Raw genomic sequence first — 17,160 nt, forward strand, 5'->3', positions numbered from 1 at the left:
CGGCCGCCGCACGTCCGCGCTGCTCCGACCGCAGGCACTTGATCCGGGCATGTTGACCTTCGCGGACGGATCGGACAAGGTCGAACATCAACAGCGCAGACTCGCACAACATCACACGAGAAGCGTCGCCCCGGAGGGCTTCATGCGGACTACGGCACGTCCCGGCGTTGTTCTCATCGCGTTGACCCTCGCCGCCGGGCTGCTCGCCCCGGCCGCGCAGGCCCAAGCCCCGGACGTCGAGTCCTACCTGGAAGATCCGCAGCGCACGGGCGAGAACCAGGAGCCGCAGCACGCCCTCCTCCGCCCGTACGACGACGCGGCGCAGGCGCTGCGCTCCGCCCGCCAGGACATCGAGGCACCGGCCGACGAACCGACGTCGTGGACGCTCCCGCTCGACGGGCAGTGGCGCTTCCGCTACGCCGACCACCACCGCGAGCTCCCCGCGAACTGGCAGCGCGGCGGGGCGGACTGGCCGGAGATCGCCGTGCCCGGCGTCTGGCAGCAGCAGGGCTACGACCGGCCGATCTACCGCAACGTGCCGTCCGAGGTCGCGCCCTACGACCCGCCGAAGGTGCCGGACGACATCAACCCGACCGGTGCCTACGTGCGCGATTTCGAGGTCCCGGCGAACTGGGACGGCCGTCGCCAGCTGCTCCGCTTCGAGGGTGCGACCAGCGGCTACTTCGTGTGGGTCAACGGGCGGTACGTCGGCTACGACCAGGGCGGCTACACCCCGGCCGAGTTCGACGTGACCCGGCACCTGCGGCCGGGCACCAACACCGTCGCCGTCCAGGTGCACCGCTGGGGATCGGGCTCGTACCTGGAGAACATGGACTTCTGGCACCTGTCCGGGATCTTCCGCGGCGTGCACCTCTACAGCGTGCCCCGCACCCACGTCGAGGACGTCACCGTCCGCACCGAGCTGGACGACGACCACCGCAACGCGACGCTGCGCCTCGGCGTCGACCTGCGCCACGTCCCCGGTGGCAGCACCGGCGCCCACGAGGTCCGCGCGACGCTGCACGACCCAGCGGGCCAACCGGTGACCAGCTTCAGCGCCCCGATCGACGTCTCGGGCTCCGCGAGCGTCGAGCTGGCGCAGCAGATCGCGAACCCGAAGCTGTGGAGCGACGAAACACCGGAGCTGTACACCGTCGTGCTCGAACTGCTGGAGCGCGGGCAGGTCGTGCACGTGACCCAGCAGCCGGTCGGGTTCCGAGAGGTCGAGGTGCGCGGGAAGCAGCTGCTGCTCAACGGGAAGGCCGTGGACCTGCGCGGGGTGAACCGCCACGAGCACGACCCGCGCACCGGTCGCGCGATCGGGCGCGAGCGGCAGCGCCAGGACGTCGAGCTGATGCGGCAGCACAACATCAACGCCGTCCGCACCTCGCACTACCCGAACGACCCGTACTGGTACCGGCTCGCCGACCGCTACGGGATCCTGCTCGCCGACGAGGTCGACGTCGAGACGCACTACCGGGAGGACTGCCAGGACCAGGCCGACGACTGCCTGGCGGACCGCCCGGAGTGGCAGGCGGCGTTCGCGGACCGCTTCCACGCGATGCTGGAGCGGGACAAGAACCACCCGAGCGTGATCATCTGGGACACCGGCAACGAGGCCGGGCTGGGCGAAGCGCACCGCGCGATGGCCGAGCACGCCCGCGCCGCCGACCCCACCCGACCGCTCTACCACCAGTCCAACTCCCCGGACGGCGACGCGCCCTTCGCCGACATCTGGGGGCCGCGCTACCCGTCCCCGCAGCGGCTGGAGGAGATCGCCCGCGAGACCACCAAGCCCGTGGTCATGGGCGAGTGGCTGCACGCGATGGGCAACAGCCTCGGCCACTACGAGGACATGTGGCGGACCATCCGCCGCGAACCCGCGCTGCAGGGCGGATTCGTCTGGGACTGGGTCGACCAGGGCCTCTACCGTCCACTGAGGACCACCCCGAGCAGCATCCCGGTGCACTACGGCGGCAACCCGAAGGTCGTGCCCGGCGTGTCCGGCAACGCGCTCGAACTCTCCGGCCTGGACGACTGGGTGGAGGCCTACCGCGATCCCCGGCTGGACGTCGCAGGCCGGGCGGTGACGCTGGACATCCAGGTCAAACCCCTGTCCTGGGGCGGTTCCGGGGCGTTCCTGACCAAGGGCGACAAGCAGTGGGCCCTGCAGATGCCCGACGCCGAGCACATCGAGTTCTTCGTCTTCGGCGAAGGCGGCTGGCACACCGCGCGGGCCGCCGTCCCCGCCGACTGGTGGGGCAACTGGCACCGCATCACCGGAACATACGACGGCAGCGAGGTGCGCCTGCACGTCGACGGGGTGGAAGTCGCCTCGACGCCCTACTCCGGCGAGATCGCGCACAACACGGGCTACACCGCATCCATCGGCCGCAACCAGGAGAAGCACGGCGACGCCTTCGCCGGTCGCACCGCGCACGCGGTGGTCGACTCGGCGCGCATCTACGACACGGCTCTCACCCCGGCGGAGATCGCCGAGGACCCGGCCGAGCGCGCGGTGCTCGCGCTGGACTTCGACACCGAGGAGCAGCGCGGCGAGTTCCTCGACTACGGCGCGACGAACTTCCTCGCCAACGGCGTGATCAACGCCGACCGCACGCCCCAGCCCGAACTGGCGCAGATGGCCTACAGCCACGCGCCGATCCGCTTCGAGGACACCGGCGAGCCCGGCCGCTTCGCGGTGCGGAACCTGAACCACACGCTGAGCACCAGCGCCTACGACCTCAGCTGGCGGCTCGTCGAGGGCGGCGCCGAGATCGCCTCCGGCGGCATCGACGCCGAAGTCGGACCGGGGCAGTCGCAGGACGTCCGGCTCCCGCTCCCGCCCGCCGGGCGGACCGAGCGGTTCCTGGTGCTGGAGGCGCGGCAGCGCGCCGACGCGCCCGGCGTGCCGCAGGGGCACGTGGTGGCTGCGGAGCAGCTGCGCGCGGGCGGGAGCGAAGCACCGGCGCCGCCGGTCGGCGGCGGGGAGGCGAAGCCGGTGTCGGTGACCGAGCACGGCGGAGCCGTCGAGGTCGCGGGGGAGGGCTTCGCCCACACCTTCGACCGCGCGACGGGGACGCTGTCCGGGATGACCGCCGCCGGGCAGCAGGTGCTGACCGGCGGGCCGGTGCTCGACGTGTTCCGCGCGCCGACCGGCAACGAGTGGAGCAACTGGAGCGGCCTGAACGCCGAGGCGAAGTTCCGCGAGGTCGGCCTCGACCGGCTGCGCACCCAGGTGCGGTCCTTCGAGGTCACCCAGCCCGCCCCGGACCAGGTCCGGGTGGCGGTGGACACCGACGTGGCCGCACCCGACGTCGAGGGCGACGGGTTCACCAGCCGCTGGGTGTACACCGTCGACGGCACCGGGGCGGTGACCGTGGACCACGAGGTGGAGGCCTACGGGCCGAGGATGCGCGCGCTGCCGTGGCTGCCGCGGGTCGGGTTCTCCCTCGCGGTGCCCGCGGAGTTCGGGCAGCTCGACTGGTACGGGCGCGGGCCCGGCGAGTCCTACCCCGACCGCGAGGACTCGCAGCACGTCGGCCGCTGGTCGGGGACGGTGGACCAGCAGTGGTTCGACTTCCTGCCGCCGCAGGACAACGGCGTCAAGGTCGACACGTCGTGGGCGGTGCTGTCCGGTGAGAACGGCGGGCTCCAGGTCTCCGGCGGGCCGATGGCGATCGCGGCGGACCGCCACTCCAACGCCGAGCGCACCGACTTCGCGCACCAGCTCCGGCGCGACGACTTCATCACCCTGCACGTCAGCGCCGGGGTGACCGGCCTCGGCGACACCCCGGTCCCGGTCCAGCAGCAGTACCGGGTCCGGCCGGACCAGCAGCACGCGTACTCGGTCACCCTCCGGCCGCGGGTGTGATGCCCCGCGTAACCCCGGTGACCAGCGCTGACGTACGCTGAGTAATCGTGCTCGTCATTGCGCTGGACACCTCGACCCCTGCGGTCACCGCCGGGCTGGTCGCGCTGGACGACGGTGGGCCCCGATCGCTCGCCGAACGCGTCACGATCAACCCGCGCGCCCACGGTGAGCTGCTGATGCCGCAGCTCCTCGACGTCATGACCGAGGCCGGGCACCAGCTGGCCGACGCCGATGCGATCGTCGTCGGTTCGGGGCCCGGGCCGTTCACCGGTCTGCGCGTCGGCATGGTCACCGCCGCAGCGCTCGGCCAGGCGTGCGGCCGCCCGGTGCACCCGGTGTGCAGCCTCGACGCGATCGCCGCGCAGGCCGACGTCACCGGGCAGCTGCTGGTCGCCACCGACGCGCGCCGCAAGGAGGCCTACTGGGCCGCCTACTCCGGCCGGACCCGGATCGACGGCCCGCACGTGCAGCGCCCCGCCGACGTGCCGACCGGGGACTGCACCGCGGTCGCCGGTGAGCTGGCCGACGCCTTCGACCTGCCCGTCGTCGAGCCGCGCTACCCCACGCCGGTCGGCCTGGTCGCGGCGGCGGAGGCGGTGCTCGGCACCGAACCGGCCCCGCTGGTGCCGCTCTACCTGCGGCGACCGGACGCGGAGCTGCCGAGCAAGCGGAAGTCCGTGCTGACCAGGGGTGGGAAGTGACCGACCGCGCGACCGCCGCGCTGCAGGTGCTCAAGCTGCGCCGCAGCGACATCAAGCGCTGCGCGCAGCTGGAGCAGGTGCTCTTCCCCGGCGACGACCCGTGGTCGTGGCAGGCGTTCGCCGCCGAGCTCGACCAGGGCCACTACTACGTCGGGGCCTACCTCGGCGACCAGCTGATCGGCTACGCCGGGCTGGCGGTCGTCGGCCGCGCGCCGCACGCCGAGGCCGAGGTGCACACCATCGGCGTCGACCCCGACCACCAGGGGCGCGGCGCGGGCAAGGCGCTGCTGCGGGCGCTGCTGGCGCGGGCCGACGAGCAGCGGGCGACGACCTTCCTGGAAGTGCGCACCGACAACGAAACCGCGATCGCGATGTACCGCAAGCACGGCTTCGAGATCGTCGGGCTGCGCAAGCGCTACTACCAGCCGTCCGGGGCCGACGCGCACACCATGCGGCGGCCCGCGGCGGGAACGGAGACCGGGGAATGACTGCGGACCGGGTGGTGCTCGGCATCGAGAGCTCCTGCGACGAGACCGGCGTCGGCCTGGTGCGGCTGGCCGCGGACGGCTCGGTCGAGCTGCTGGCCGACGCGGTGGCCTCCAGCGTCGACGAGCACGCGCGCTTCGGCGGTGTCGTGCCGGAGATCGCCAGCCGCGCGCACCTCGCCGCGATGGCGCCGACGATGCGCCGCGCGCTGGACGAATCCGGCCTCGAACTGTCCGATGTGGACGCGATCGCGGTGACCGCCGGGCCGGGCCTGGCGGGCGCGCTGATGGTCGGCGTCGCGGCGGCCAAGGCCTACGCGTCCGCGCTGGGCGTGCCGCTGTACGGCGTCAACCACCTCGGCGGGCACGTCGCCGTGGACACCCTGGAGCACGGCCCGCTGCCGGAGCGCTGCCTGGCGCTGCTGGTCTCCGGCGGGCACTCCCAGCTGCTGCTGGTGGAGGGCATCGCCGACAAGATCACCGAGGTCGGCACCACCATCGACGACGCCGCCGGCGAGGCCTACGACAAGGTCGCCCGCATCCTCGACCTGCCGTACCCGGGCGGCCCGCCGATCGACAAGCAGGCCAAGCTCGGGAACCCGAAGGCGATCGCGTTTCCCCGCGGCCTCACCGGTCCGCGCGACCCGAAGTACGACTTCTCCTTCTCCGGCCTGAAGACGGCGGTCGCCCGCTGGGTGGAGACCGAGCAGCGCGAGGGCCGCGAGATCCCGGTCCCGGACGTGTGCGCCTCGTTCCAGGAGGCGGTGGCCGACGTGCTGACCGCGAAGGCGGTGCGCGCGGCGCGCGACCTGGACGTGGACACGCTGGTGATCTCCGGTGGTGTGGCGGCGAACTCCCGCCTCTCGGAGCTGGCCGCGCAGCGGTGCGCCGAAGCGGGCATCGAGCTCCGCGTCCCGCGCCCGCGCCTGTGCACGGACAACGGTGCGATGATCGCGGCCCTGGGAGCGCACGTCCTGGCCTCCGGCGCGAAGCCCTCGCCCCTCGACATGCCCGCCAACCCGGGCCTCCCGGTCAGCACCATCGTCGTCCAGTGACCCACCCCGATTTCAGTGAGGTTTTTCCAGCCTCGTTCTGCGTGGCGGTGCCGGTGGCGGAACCTCAGCGCCCGCCTGGACTCCGGGTGCCCTGACTGATGTATGACCGATACACGGCGTCAGGGCGGTCCTCGCCAGGCGAACGCTGAGAACCCGCGGCGGTGCGAGTTGCGAGGGTGGGTTATGCGCCTGCGGCGCATGCGACACCTGCCGGTCGGTGCCGGTCGCCCTTCGCAGCTGCGGTCCACGGACAGGGATGAACAAGTTCAATGGAAATCGGAGGTCTGATTTCCATTGAAATCGCGGGAGTTGCCCGCACCCTCCGGCGTGTCCGGTGCCCGACACGCCGGTGATGCACAGTTTCAACTGAAACTGCGCTCCGGCCTGGGGGAGGGGTGCAGTTTCAATTGAAACTGCGGTTCTCCTGGCCGGGGGACGGTTGTCGGGGGATCAGCGGCTGTACCAGAAGGCCTTGACGGTGGCGAGGAATTCGCGGCGGGCGCCGCGCGCCGCGACGCGCTCGAGGCGCCAGTCCGCCGCTGCGTCGTGGCCGACGCCGTGGGCGTCCACGCCGAGGCGGCGGCACATCGCCACCGCGCGGCGGAGGTGGAAGCGCGTGCTGATCACCGTCAGCTCCCGCAGGCCGAACTCGCCCGCCGCCCGGCGGCAGGACTGCCAGGTGTCCACACCGGACTCGTCGAGCACGATCGCGTCCGCCGGGACCCCGTGCGACACGAGGTGGTGGCGCATCACCGCGGGTTCGCTGTAGCCGCGCGATTCGGGGCTGCCGCTGACGATGATCCGCCGGATCTTCCCGGCCTCGTACAGGTCCTTGGCCACGTCGAGCCGTCCCTGCAGGATCAGGCTGGGCGTGCCGTCCCAGCGCACCCCGGCACCGAGCACCAGCCCGACCTCGGTCTCCGGCACGTCCGACGCCGACCGGATGCGGTCCGCGCTGCGCGCGAAGGCCCACGCCGACGGCAACCCCGCCACCACACCGAGCCCGACCAGCCCCACGAGCCCAACCCACAGTCCGCGCACGCGCCAAGTGTGCCATCGCCGCCGAGCGCAGCGCCGCTCCGCGATCAACACGCGGCGGGCCAGTGCCGGTTTCGCGCGAAGTCGCCGCGAACCGCACGGCGGCCGAGCAGGGGTGCCGGTCCCCGGCGGGAACCGGCACCCCGCCGATCACACCGGGTTCAGCACCGGCTTGCCGTCCTCGACCACGAACGACTTCGCGGTCTCGGCCGGGGCGTCCTTCTCCGACACCTTCGCCAGCACGCGGTAGTCCGCGCGCAGCTCGCCCTCGGTGAACTTGGTGCGCACGTAGCCCCGCCGGTTGGCGTAGAACTTCACGTGCGGGTTCTCCGCCAGCACGTCCTCGTTGCCGCCGTCGTCGCCGTCGCCGCCGCTGGTCACCGAGGTCGTGACGAACTCCGTGCCGACGGCGGGGGAGTCGGGCTCGTCGTGGGTCCGCTTGATCTCCGCGGCCCAGTGCCGGTGCACGTCCCCGGTGAGCACCACGCCGTTGCGGACCGCGCTGTCGGCCATCGCGTCGGCGATCCGGTCGCGGTTGGCCACGTAGCCGTCCCAGGCGTCCATGCTGTAGCCCTCCTCGGCGCCCGGGGTGCGGTCGAGCTTGGAGAAGAACACCTGCTGGCCGAGCACGTCCCAGCGCGCGGTGGTCTCGCGGAACCCGTCGATGAGCCACTTCTCCTGCTCGGCCCCGGTGATCGACCGCTTCGGGTCCTCGCGCTCGTCGCAGCCGGACTGCACGCCGTCGCCGCAGGCCTGGTCGTCGCGGTACTGGCGGGTGTCGAGCATGTGGAAGTTGACCAGCGACCCCCACCGGATCCGCCGGTAGAGCTGCAGGTCGGTGCCGGAGGGCTTGGCCGTGCTGCGCAGCGGCATGTTCTCGTAGTACGCCTGGAAGGCCGCCTTGCGCCGGTCCAGGAAGCCGTCGTCGGGCTTCTCCGGGACCTCGTCGGCCCAGTTGTTCTCCAGCTCGTGGTCGTCCCACACCACCACCCACGGCGCGGTGGCGTGCGCCAGCTGCAGGTCGGGGTCGGTCTTGTACTGGCCGTGCCGCTGCCGGTAGTTGGCCAGGGTCCGGGTCTCCGGCCCCAGCACCTCGCGCACGTCCTCGTCCTTGGCGGCGTACTCGTACTGGTAGTCGCCGAGGTGCAGGATCAGGTGCGGGTCGTCCTCGGCCATCCGGCGGTAGGCGGTGAAGTAGCCCTCGCCGTAGTGGGCGCAGGAGGCGAAGCACATGGTCAGCTCGCCGAGCGCGTCCGCGGCCGGGGCGGTGCGGGTGCGGCCCACCGGCGAGATCTCGCCCTCGGCGCGGAAGCGGTAGAAGTACTCCGCGCCGGGCCGCAGGTCCTCCAGCTCGACGTGCACGCTGTGCCCGAGCTCCGGCGCGGCCTGCGCCTCACCGCTCTGCACGACCTTGGTGAACTGCTCGTCCTCGGCGACCTCCCACTGCACCGGCACGACCTTGTCGGGCATGCCGCCCAGGCCGTCGTCGGCGGTCGGCTTCGGCGCCAGCCGGGTCCACAGCACGACCCCGTCGGGCAGCGGATCGCCGGAGGCGACGCCGAGGGTGAACGGATCGGCGAGCCGGCGGACACCGGCACCGGGCATGGCCAGCGCGTTGGCCAGCGCGGATCCGCCGAGCGCGGTGGCCCCGAGCGCGGCGGCCCCGCCGAGGAGCACGGCGCGTCGGCTGACCCGCCTGGATAACGGGACGGGGGATTCGGTCATCGCAAAGCCCTCCAGTTCGAACCGGTCGGGCGCCGGAAACTACCGGAACGAGTGGGGGTTCAGGTGAACTTCTGACGAAATCCCGAGCTGTTCGGCCACCCGGGGGAATGCCGGTTGCTCGCCCGAGGACGACGCTGCGCCCAGCGCCGGGGCACTGGGCGCAGACCGTTCGTCAGGGGGACTCGTGCTTGCTGCGGGGCCGCGGGCCGATCACTTCGGGCGCCAACCGGCTCGGGTCGGCGGACCGGGCGGGCCGGGCGGGCGCGCGGGTCGGGGGCGTCGTTCCCACGGCCGGTTCGCGGGCTTGGAGAGGGCTGGCATGCCTGGCAACTTAGGGCACCGAACGCCACATCCGTGCACCCCCTCCGGCATTGGTGACTTTTCCCGCATGCCGATCTACCTGCGAAGATCACGCAGAGTTGATCACCTGTCACAACGTCCCAGGTCGGGGCGCCGGAGACCGCCGCGGTCGCGCTCCGAACCGGCTCGGGCACGGCGGGTGGCCGCGCCGGGCGGCCGTCGGAGGGCGCCTGCAACACTCCGGCCTTCGGGGGATGCGGGTGGTTGTTGAGCGTTGGCACTCTCGTCGGTAGAGTGCTAGCAGAACGGCGCCGCAGCGCCCCGGCACCCGCGACGGCGGGGAGCCACGGAGCCGTCTTAACCCAGACAACGCTTCGAAGGCCCCAGAAGGTGGAGGTCACACCGTGGCGAGCATCAAGCCGCTTGAGGACAAGATCGTGGTCCAGGCGAGCGAGGCCGAGACGACGACTGCGTCCGGCATCGTGATCCCGGACACCGCCAAGGAGAAGCCCCAGGAGGGCAAGGTTCTGGCCGTCGGCCCGGGTCGCGTCGACGACAAGGGCAACCGCATCCCGGTGGATGTCAAGGAAGGCGACGTCGTCATCTACTCCAAGTACGGCGGCACCGAGGTCAAGTACAACGGCGAGGAGTACCTGATCCTCTCCGCCCGCGACGTGCTGGCCGTCGTCAACTGACGCAACCACGCGCGAGCAGTGCCGCCCCGGCGGTCCCGACCGCGGGACCCCGGGGCGGATTCACGTCCGGGGTGGCGACCCCCGGGACGAGCAGACCAGATCAGGTACCCGTGAAGGGCTGTTGCAACCATGGCTAAGCAGATCACCTTCGACGAGCAGGCCCGGCGCGCGCTGGAGAGCGGCGTCAACCAGCTCGCCGACGCGGTGAAGGTCACCCTCGGGCCGCGCGGTCGGCACGTCGTGCTGGACAAGCAGTTCGGCGGACCGCAGATCACCAACGACGGCGTGACCATCGCCCGCGAGATCGAGCTGAGCGACCCGTTCGAGAACCTGGGCGCCCAGCTCGCCAAGAACGTCGCGACCAAGACCAACGACGTCGCCGGTGACGGCACCACCACCGCCACCGTGCTCGCCCAGTCGCTGGTCCGCGAGGGCCTGCGCAACCTGGCCGCGGGCGCGAACCCGACGGCGCTGAACAACGGCGTGCAGAAGGCCACCGACGCGGTGGTGGAGGCCCTCAAGGCCAAGGCCACCCCGGTCAAGGGCCGCGACAACATCGCCCAGATCGCCACCGTGTCCTCCCGCGACGAGGCCATCGGCGCGCTGATCGGCGAGGCGATGGAGAAGGTCGGCGAGGACGGCGTGATCAGCATCGAGGAGTCCTCGACGCTGGCCACCGAGCTGGAGATCACCGAGGGCCTGCAGTTCGACAAGGGCTTCATCTCCCCGCACTTCGTCACCGACGCGGAGCGCCAGGAGGTCGTCCAGGAGGACGCGCAGATCCTGCTGCACCGGGAGAAGATCTCCAACCTGCAGGACCTGCTGCCGCTGCTGGAGAAGATCGCGCAGAACGGCAAGCCGCTGCTGATCATCGCCGAGGACGTCGAGGGCGAGGCGCTGTCCACCCTGGCCGTCAACGCGATCCGCAAGACCCTCAAGGTCGTCGCGGTCAAGGCCCCGTTCTTCGGCGACCGCCGCAAGGCGTTCCTGGACGACCTGGCGGTCGCCACCGGCGCCCAGGTCATCGCGCCGGAGGTCGGGCTGAAGCTGTCCGAGGTCGGTCCGGAGGTGCTCGGCTCGGCGCGGCGCGTCACCGTGACCAAGGACACCACGACCATCGTGGACGGCCGCGGCAAGGCCGAGGACGTGCGGGACCGGGTGGACCAGATCCGCAAGGAGATCGAGGCCACCGACTCCGACTGGGACCGCGAGAAGCTGCAGGAGCGGCTGGCCAAGCTGAGCGGCGGCGTCGCGGTGATCAAGGTCGGCGCGGCCACCGAGACCGAGCTCAAGGAGCGCAAGTCCCGCATCGAGGACGCGGTCGCCGCGGCCAAGGCGGCGGCCGAGGAGGGCAGCGTGCCCGGCGGCGGGTCCAGCCTGATCCACGCCGCCAAGGTGCTGTCCGACGACCTCGGGCTCTCCGGTGACGAGGCCACCGGCGTGCAGCTGGTCCGCCGCGCGCTGGAGGCCCCGCTGTACTGGATCGCCAGCAACGCGGGCCAGGAGGGCGCCGTCGTGGTGTCCAAGGTCCGCGACCTCGACTGGGGCTCGGGCTACAACGCGGCCACCGACGAGTACGGCGACCTGGTCCAGGCCGGCGTCGTGGACCCGCTGAAGGTGACCCGCTCCGCGGTCGCCAACGCGGCCTCCATCGCCCGCATGGTGATCACCACCGAGAGCGCGGTCGTGGAGAAGCCGGAGGAAGAGGCCGCCGAGGCCGGTCACGGCCACGGCCACGGGCACGGCCACTGACCGGAGGAGTTCCGCCGGTCGCTTCGCGCGGCGGTCCGGCCGCGCACAACTGAGCACGACGAAGATCGGGGCGGTACCCAGTGCGGGTGCCGCCCCGATCTCCTTCCGTCCTGCCCGGAGCCGAATGACGCCCCTCGTGGTCATTCGACTCCGGCACCGAGGCCGCGCGCCTCGATCAGCGCAAGCCGGTCAGCTGGCCGCGACCGCCAGCTGCTGGCGCTTGCGCGCCTTGATGATCACTTCGCGCTCCGACTCCGACAGCCCGCCCCAGATGCCGTACGGCTCCTGCACCGCCAACGCGTGAGCGCGGCATTGGGCGATCACCGGGCAGTGCTGGCACACCTCTTTTGCCTTCGCCTCGCGCCGAGCTCGCGCCGGGCCCCGCTCGCCGTCCGGATGAAAGAAGTACGCGCTGTCCATACCTCGACAGGAGCCCCGTATCTGCCAATCCCAGATATCGGCGTTCGGTCCTGGAAGACGTCGAGTGTCTGCCATTGCGACAACCACCTCCCACCGGTGGATCCCCTCCCTGCTGCGGCGGGCCCGCCGCAGCCTCGCATGATCCAACCGTAAAACCGCGCCAAAACTTGTTCAACCCTTATCGCGTCAAAACTTGTTCATCATTGGAGTGATCTTTTCGGGGGACGTGATCGTCACCGGACCGGCTTGCCCCGCACGGGCCGGAACCGGAATATGTCCCGCGTGACGACGCGGCCGGAACCTGCACCGGGGGAGGACACCCCCGTCCCGATCGACGACGCGGGGCGCCCGGCCACCTCGGACGGCGCCGAGCCGGGCGCGGACGACGAGCCGCGGCTCAGCGTCGCGGCGGTGGCCCGTCGCCTCGGCGTCGCGCCAGCGACCCTGCGCACCTGGGACCGCCGGTACGGGCTGGGCCCCAGCGACCACACCAGCGGTCGCCACCGCCGCTACGGACCGGCCGACATCGCGCGCCTGGAGCAGATGCAGCGCGCTCTGCTGCGCGGCGCCTCGCCGATGGAGGCCGCCCGGTACGCGCGCGCCGTGGCCGCACCGCCGCCGCAGCGGTCGCCGGAGGTCGCCGAGCAGCCGGAGGAGAACGGCGAAGGTCCGGTGCTGCTGTCCGGCGTGCTGGACGGCGCGGGCGACATCAAGCTGGTCGGCTCCAACACCGGAGGTCGCGGCCTCAAGCTCACCGGCGCCGGTCCGGAGGCCCGCGGTCTGGGGCGGGCGGCGCTGGCGCTGGACTCCTGGTCGGTGCAGCGGCTGCTGATCGAGGCGATGAACTCCGAAGGCGTCGTGGCCACGTGGCAGGGCATGCTGCAGCCCGTCCTGCGCGCGGTCAGCGAGCGCCGCCAGCGCTCGGGCTCCGGCATCGAGGTCCTCCAGCTGCTGGTCGACTGCGCCTCCACGGCGCTGCGCTCGGTGATCGCGACCGCTCCGGCCCCGCTCAACCCGCGCCCGGTGGTGCTCGCCCCGGTGCCCGGCGAGGCGCAGGAGCTCGAACTCGTGGCGCTCGCCGCCGCCCTGGCCGCCAACCGCGTCGGGCACCGCCTGTTCGGCGCTTCGCTGCCCCGGGAGGGCCTGGCGGCCGCGGTCCGGCGCTCCGCGCCCGCTGCCGTCGTCCTGTGGGCGGACCAGGCGCACTACGCCTCGCCGCGGGTGCTGGAGGACATCCCGATCACGCGGCAGCGCGCGCGGGCCTTCGTGGCGGGTGGCGGGTGGTCGGCGGAGGCGCTGCCGCCGCACGTGGAACTGCTCGGCTCGCTGGAGACCGCTGTGGCGCGTGTTTCGGAAACCGTCCTGGGATGAGTTAAGCTCGCTGTGTCCTAAATCACATCGATCGTGTCAGGGTGAGTTGTCGGGTTCCGCCGGTCGGGCGAAATCGCGGTCACGACGAGCTGCAATCGGGTGAATACTGCAGGTATGACGGGTGATGGGTGGCTGCGCGGGGTAGTTGCCCACCTCCTTGCTCCGTTCCGGTGAACCGGGGTCGGACGGGGTGGCCGCGAAATTTCTTGACGGATTAAGCACCGGATCGTGTCAAGGTTTGGGCCCCTGCGTCCGATAGGGGAGGTGGAACGTCACTCGCCTGCAGGAAGGAGTTCCCGTGACGACGGTCCTGATCTGCGATGACCGACGTAGCGTCCGGGAAGGGCTCACTCGTGTGATGTCTGCTGTCCCCGGAGTGAGTCGAATCGATTGCGTCGCGCATGGCGACGAGCTGCTGGCCCGCTTCTCGCGGCAGGCCGTGGATGTCGTGCTGGTCGGCACGCAGCGCGCGGTCCCCAACGGGGTCGAGGCCACCCGGCGGCTCGTCTCAGCGCATCCGCAAGCGAACGTGATCGTCTTCGGCGCTCCCGACGACGCGGCCAGCATCGCTGCCGCGATCGCCGGTGGTGCCCGCGGTTACCTCCGCTGGGACGCCTCGCGGCCGGAACTGGTCGCGGCGCTGGCGCACACGCTCGCGAGCACCTCGGTGCCCGCTCCCCGACAGCCGTCCGATCCCGGCGTGCAGCTGACCGAGCGCGAGCTCCAGGTGCTGCGCGGCATGAGCCAGGGGAAGAGCAACGGCCAGATCGGCCGCGAGCTCTACCTCTCGGAGGACACGGTCAAGACCCACGCGCGCCGGCTGTTCCGCAAGCTCGGCGTCCGCGACCGGGCCCAAGCGGTGGCGCACGGGTTCCGCCGCGGTCTCGTCGCCTGATCCGTTCGATCGGAGCGCATCGGCGGGCCGTCCGCGCAGCCGCCGGTGCTCGACGGGGACGTTGGCCCCTGCGCGAGCTGACGTTACGGCAGCGGCTGTGGCTCGCGTCACCGCTCGGAGGTCCGGGAGCGCTTCCGGGTGGGCGGCGTGACGCGAGTCATGGCCCTGTCGAAAGTCGGGGGGAACGGGCCGAAGCGGCACACGGGGCAAAACGGCGATACGCCCCGAAACGCCGCCGCGGCCCCTCCCGGGGTTTCCCGGTTTCCGTCTCGGAGTTCCGAGCAAGATCTCGATGACCAGGCGAAACGCCATCCCGTGCGGTGTCTGGTAGATGTGGATGCGTGACCACGCCCGCCCCTGATCCCGAGTCCCTGTTCAACGAGCGCTCATCGGCCGGTACGGTGAGCTCGGCGCGGCGTGCGGTGCACGCGATGTTCGCCGGGCAAATCCGAGTCGCTTGAACGCGTAACACCAGGGCTGCTGTCTGCGATGACCAACGTGGGGGACGGGCTGGACGCTCTTGTAAGCGCCGCCGTCGACGGCGATCGTCAGTCGATCGAGCGCTTGCTGGCCGAAATCCGTCCTTTGGTGGTGCGGTACTGCCGCGCCAGAGTCGGACGAAACGAGAGGTCGTTCGCTTCGGCGGACGACGTGGCCCAAGAGGTGTGCCTCGCGGTGCTGACCGCGTTGCCCTCCTACAAGGACCAGGGTCGTCCGTTCCTGGCGTTCGTGTACGGCATCGCCGCGCACAAGGTGGCTGATGCGCACCGAGCGTTGGCCCGCAACCGCTCCGAACCCGTGGCGGACGTTCCGGACACCCCGGAGTCCGAAGCAGGTCCGGAGCAGCGGGCGATGCAAGGTGAGCTCTCGGGCAGGATGGCGCAACTGCTTCGCGTCCTCCCGGCCAAGCAGCGGGAAATCCTGCTGCTCCGGGTGGTCGTCGGGTTGTCGGCGGAGGAAACCGCCGAAGCGGTCGGCTCGACGCCGGGCGCGGTACGCGTGGCTCAACACCGCGCGTTGGCCCGGCTGCGAAAGACGCTGTCCGCGGAGGAGGTGGTCTGAATGGCTGAGCGGAAGGGGCCCGAGGGGGAGCAGGCAGGACGCGACCCGGTCGAGTCCGGCCAGCACGAAGACCGTTCGACCCGGGCGGACGAGCGGGACGTGGTTCCCGCCGAGGAGCCCGCAGACGAGGGAACGGAACTGAGCGACAACCATCGGGATTCCGACTCGGCCGAGTCCGAAACCACCCGAAGCGACGCCGATTCGGACGGCGCCGCGGTGCTCGCCTTCCGGCCGCGGCCGGAGGACCAGGACAGCGCGGACGACGCCGGCGAGCTGGTCGACCACGACGACTTGGACGAGCCGATCGACCTGGCCGCACTGCAGGACGACGACGCGCTGCTGGACGCGCTGGGCGGGACGAACCCCGACGTGGCGGTGCCCGCCGCCGGGGAGCGCCCCAGCCTGGAGGCGCTGCTGGTGGCGTGGCGGCATGACGTCGATTCCTCGCCGATCGGCGACCTGGTCGACGTGGAGACCGCGGCCACCGCGATCGCCGAGGGCACGCGCCCGCGCCGACGGCTCAAGCGGCGGCACCTGGTGCCGGTCGCGACGGCGGCTGCCGTGCTGATGATCGGGTTCACCGGTGTCGGTGTGGCGGCCCGCGACGCGCAGCCCGGCGACATGCTGTGGGGCGTCGCGCAGGTGCTCTACTCCGACCACACCCGCGCGGTGCAGGCGGCGAGCTCGGCGCGCGAGGACCTGAACACCGCGGAGAGCGCGATAGAGCGGGGCAACCGCACTGCTGCGCAGGCCGCGTTGGAGGCCGCGCAGCAGCAGATGCGCGTGATCGACGACGAGCACGGCCTGTCCGACCTGCAGGCGGCGCACGCCTCGCTGACCAAGCGGATCGACCAGGGCGAGCAGCCGACCAGCAACGAGTCGACTCCGCAGACGACGCCGCCGACCTCGACGCCGTCGCCGTCGCAGCCGACGCAACCGCCGGAACCGACGGACAGCTCGTCGATCCCGCCGACCTCGTCCACCCCGACGGAGACGACGACCTCGCCCAGCGAGACCAGCGGCAGCTCGGAGAACCCGTCGAGCAGCTGGGGCGGCCTGTTCCCCCAGAACAGCAACACCAGCCACCCGTGATCGGGTAGTGACACGAGAAGAGGGCTCTCGCCGCGGCGAGAGCCCTCTTCTCCTATGCCCGGTTGTTGCCGAATGATCAGCGCGTGGTTTCGCTCTCCGTGACGCCGTCCGCGTAGCCGCGGCAGTACTCCCAGGTGACGTACTCGCTGGGGTTCGGGTCGAAGGCCGGTTCGTGCGGGCGCATGCGGCCGTCGTGCAGCAGCTGCTCCAGGCTCGCCCGCAGGAGCTCCCAGTCGTGGTAGTGGCACTCGCCGCAGTCGGCGCAGTCCACCACGATGCCGCGGATGCCGCGGGGCTCCAGCAGGGCCTGGTAGACCGCGAGGTCGGTCAGGTCGGCGAGCAGTTCGGCGCGTTCCTCGTCACCGAGCGGCGGCCCGTCGTCGGCGTCGTGATCACCGAGTGCCATGCTCGGATCTTCCGGGTCGCCCGCGAACGGGTCTGGGGGCATCGGATCGTGCGGCACGGCCCGCACGGTACCGGCTGCGTCCACCTCGTGGGGCTGTCGGGGCGGTGTTGTCCACCGCTCCGCGCGCGCCGGGGTGGCGTGGCGCACGACTGCCCGGATGCCCCAACCGGCCCCTGACCTGTGGTCTCTATCATTGGGGGAATCCCCGAAGCCGATGCCGCGTTGCCAGACGTAACCGTCGACGACGTGATCGCCGAGGAACAATCCAGCCGCATCCTCCGGTTGTGGA

The 17,160-nt window shown here is 71.6% G+C and carries 14 protein-coding genes; 10 read left to right on the forward strand and 4 right to left on the reverse strand.

Annotated features, from left to right (window positions below; genetic code table 11):
- Positions 1-142 precede the first annotated feature (142 nt).
- Genes F1721_RS14570 through tsaD form a run of 4 tightly spaced genes read left to right on the forward strand, consistent with a single transcriptional unit; the run spans position 143 to position 6,115 of the window.
- Positions 143-3,874 carry a glycoside hydrolase family 2 TIM barrel-domain containing protein gene (locus tag F1721_RS14570; protein ID WP_150067195.1) on the forward strand — a complete coding sequence of 1,244 codons (3,732 nt, stop codon included), beginning with the start codon at positions 143-145 and terminating at the stop codon, positions 3,872-3,874.
- Positions 3,875-3,921: 47 nt separating this feature from the next.
- The gene (gene tsaB / locus F1721_RS14575; RefSeq protein ID WP_150067196.1) at positions 3,922-4,575 is read left to right on the forward strand and encodes a tRNA (adenosine(37)-N6)-threonylcarbamoyltransferase complex dimerization subunit type 1 TsaB; all 654 of its coding nucleotides are present in this window, start codon (positions 3,922-3,924) and stop codon (positions 4,573-4,575) included.
- Positions 4,576-4,595: 20 nt separating this feature from the next.
- The gene (gene rimI / locus F1721_RS14580) at positions 4,596-5,063 is read left to right on the forward strand and encodes a ribosomal protein S18-alanine N-acetyltransferase (protein ID WP_150067425.1); all 468 of its coding nucleotides are present in this window, start codon (positions 4,596-4,598) and stop codon (positions 5,061-5,063) included.
- Complete coding sequence (tsaD, locus tag F1721_RS14585) at positions 5,060-6,115, forward strand: tRNA (adenosine(37)-N6)-threonylcarbamoyltransferase complex transferase subunit TsaD (RefSeq protein WP_150067197.1); 1,056 nt, start codon at positions 5,060-5,062, stop codon at positions 6,113-6,115. The genes rimI and tsaD overlap by 4 nt, the downstream gene beginning before the upstream one ends.
- Positions 6,116-6,565: 450 nt before the next feature.
- Here tsaD and F1721_RS14590 read toward each other — a convergent pair whose 3' ends face one another.
- Both F1721_RS14590 and F1721_RS14595 read right to left on the reverse strand, forming a co-directional pair.
- Positions 6,566-7,156, reverse strand: a complete 591-nt coding sequence (locus F1721_RS14590) for a SanA/YdcF family protein (protein ID WP_150067198.1) — start codon at positions 7,154-7,156, stop codon at positions 6,566-6,568.
- A 147-nt stretch (positions 7,157-7,303) separates the two neighbouring features.
- A complete protein-coding gene (locus F1721_RS14595; RefSeq protein ID WP_150067199.1) occupies positions 7,304-8,878 on the reverse strand; it encodes an alkaline phosphatase D family protein in 1,575 nt (524 codons plus the stop codon).
- A 704-nt stretch (positions 8,879-9,582) separates the two neighbouring features.
- Between F1721_RS14595 and groES the strand changes: the two genes are divergently transcribed.
- Complete coding sequence (gene groES, locus F1721_RS14600) at positions 9,583-9,873, forward strand: co-chaperone GroES (RefSeq protein WP_010316109.1); 291 nt, start codon at positions 9,583-9,585, stop codon at positions 9,871-9,873.
- Between the two features lie 129 nt (positions 9,874-10,002).
- Positions 10,003-11,625 carry a chaperonin GroEL gene (groL, locus tag F1721_RS14605; protein ID WP_150067200.1) on the forward strand — a complete coding sequence of 541 codons (1,623 nt, stop codon included), beginning with the start codon at positions 10,003-10,005 and terminating at the stop codon, positions 11,623-11,625.
- 189 nt (positions 11,626-11,814) lie between these two features.
- On the opposite strand, the gene F1721_RS14610 is transcribed toward groL, so the two are convergent.
- Entirely contained in the window at positions 11,815-12,120 is a 306-nt protein-coding gene (locus F1721_RS14610; RefSeq protein ID WP_093155089.1) for a WhiB family transcriptional regulator, read from the reverse strand.
- Between the two features lie 198 nt (positions 12,121-12,318).
- Between F1721_RS14610 and F1721_RS14615 the strand changes: the two genes are divergently transcribed.
- The 4 genes from F1721_RS14615 (at position 12,319) to F1721_RS14630 (ending at position 16,465) form a co-directional block, all read left to right on the forward strand.
- On the forward strand, positions 12,319-13,416 hold the full coding sequence (locus F1721_RS14615; protein WP_150067201.1) for a MerR family transcriptional regulator: 1,098 nt from the start codon (positions 12,319-12,321) through the stop codon (positions 13,414-13,416).
- Between the two features lie 298 nt (positions 13,417-13,714).
- Positions 13,715-14,311, forward strand: a complete 597-nt coding sequence (locus F1721_RS14620; protein ID WP_029536209.1) for a response regulator transcription factor — start codon at positions 13,715-13,717, stop codon at positions 14,309-14,311.
- 489 nt (positions 14,312-14,800) lie between these two features.
- Complete coding sequence (locus tag F1721_RS14625; protein ID WP_093155087.1) at positions 14,801-15,373, forward strand: sigma-70 family RNA polymerase sigma factor; 573 nt, start codon at positions 14,801-14,803, stop codon at positions 15,371-15,373.
- Positions 15,374-16,465, forward strand: a complete 1,092-nt coding sequence (locus F1721_RS14630; protein WP_150067202.1) for an anti-sigma-D factor RsdA — start codon at positions 15,374-15,376, stop codon at positions 16,463-16,465. It begins immediately after the preceding gene.
- Positions 16,466-16,541: 76 nt separating this feature from the next.
- Here F1721_RS14630 and F1721_RS14635 read toward each other — a convergent pair whose 3' ends face one another.
- Entirely contained in the window at positions 16,542-16,913 is a 372-nt protein-coding gene (locus tag F1721_RS14635) for a DUF5319 domain-containing protein (protein ID WP_150067426.1), read from the reverse strand.
- Positions 16,914-17,160: the final 247 nt, after the last annotated feature.

Origin of the sequence: Saccharopolyspora hirsuta (assembly GCF_008630535.1) — a bacterium.
In the GTDB taxonomy this organism is placed as follows: Bacteria; Actinomycetota; Actinomycetes; order Mycobacteriales; family Pseudonocardiaceae; genus Saccharopolyspora; species Saccharopolyspora hirsuta.

Coding starts and splice junctions, on each gene's coding strand:
- F1721_RS14570 (WP_150067195.1), top strand. CDS start 143: ATGCGGACTACGGCACGTCCCGGCGTTGTTCTCATCGCGTTGACCCTC.
- tsaD (WP_150067197.1), top strand. CDS start 5,060: ATGACTGCGGACCGGGTGGTGCTCGGCATCGAGAGCTCCTGCGACGAG.
- F1721_RS14595 (WP_150067199.1), bottom strand. CDS start 8,878: ATGACCGAATCCCCCGTCCCGTTATCCAGGCGGGTCAGCCGACGCGCC.
- groL (WP_150067200.1), top strand. CDS start 10,003: ATGGCTAAGCAGATCACCTTCGACGAGCAGGCCCGGCGCGCGCTGGAG.
- F1721_RS14610 (WP_093155089.1), bottom strand. CDS start 12,120: ATGGCAGACACTCGACGTCTTCCAGGACCGAACGCCGATATCTGGGAT.
- F1721_RS14615 (WP_150067201.1), top strand. CDS start 12,319: ATGTCCCGCGTGACGACGCGGCCGGAACCTGCACCGGGGGAGGACACC.
- F1721_RS14625 (WP_093155087.1), top strand. CDS start 14,801: ATGACCAACGTGGGGGACGGGCTGGACGCTCTTGTAAGCGCCGCCGTC.
- F1721_RS14630 (WP_150067202.1), top strand. CDS start 15,374: ATGGCTGAGCGGAAGGGGCCCGAGGGGGAGCAGGCAGGACGCGACCCG.
- F1721_RS14635 (WP_150067426.1), bottom strand. CDS start 16,913: ATGCCCCCAGACCCGTTCGCGGGCGACCCGGAAGATCCGAGCATGGCA.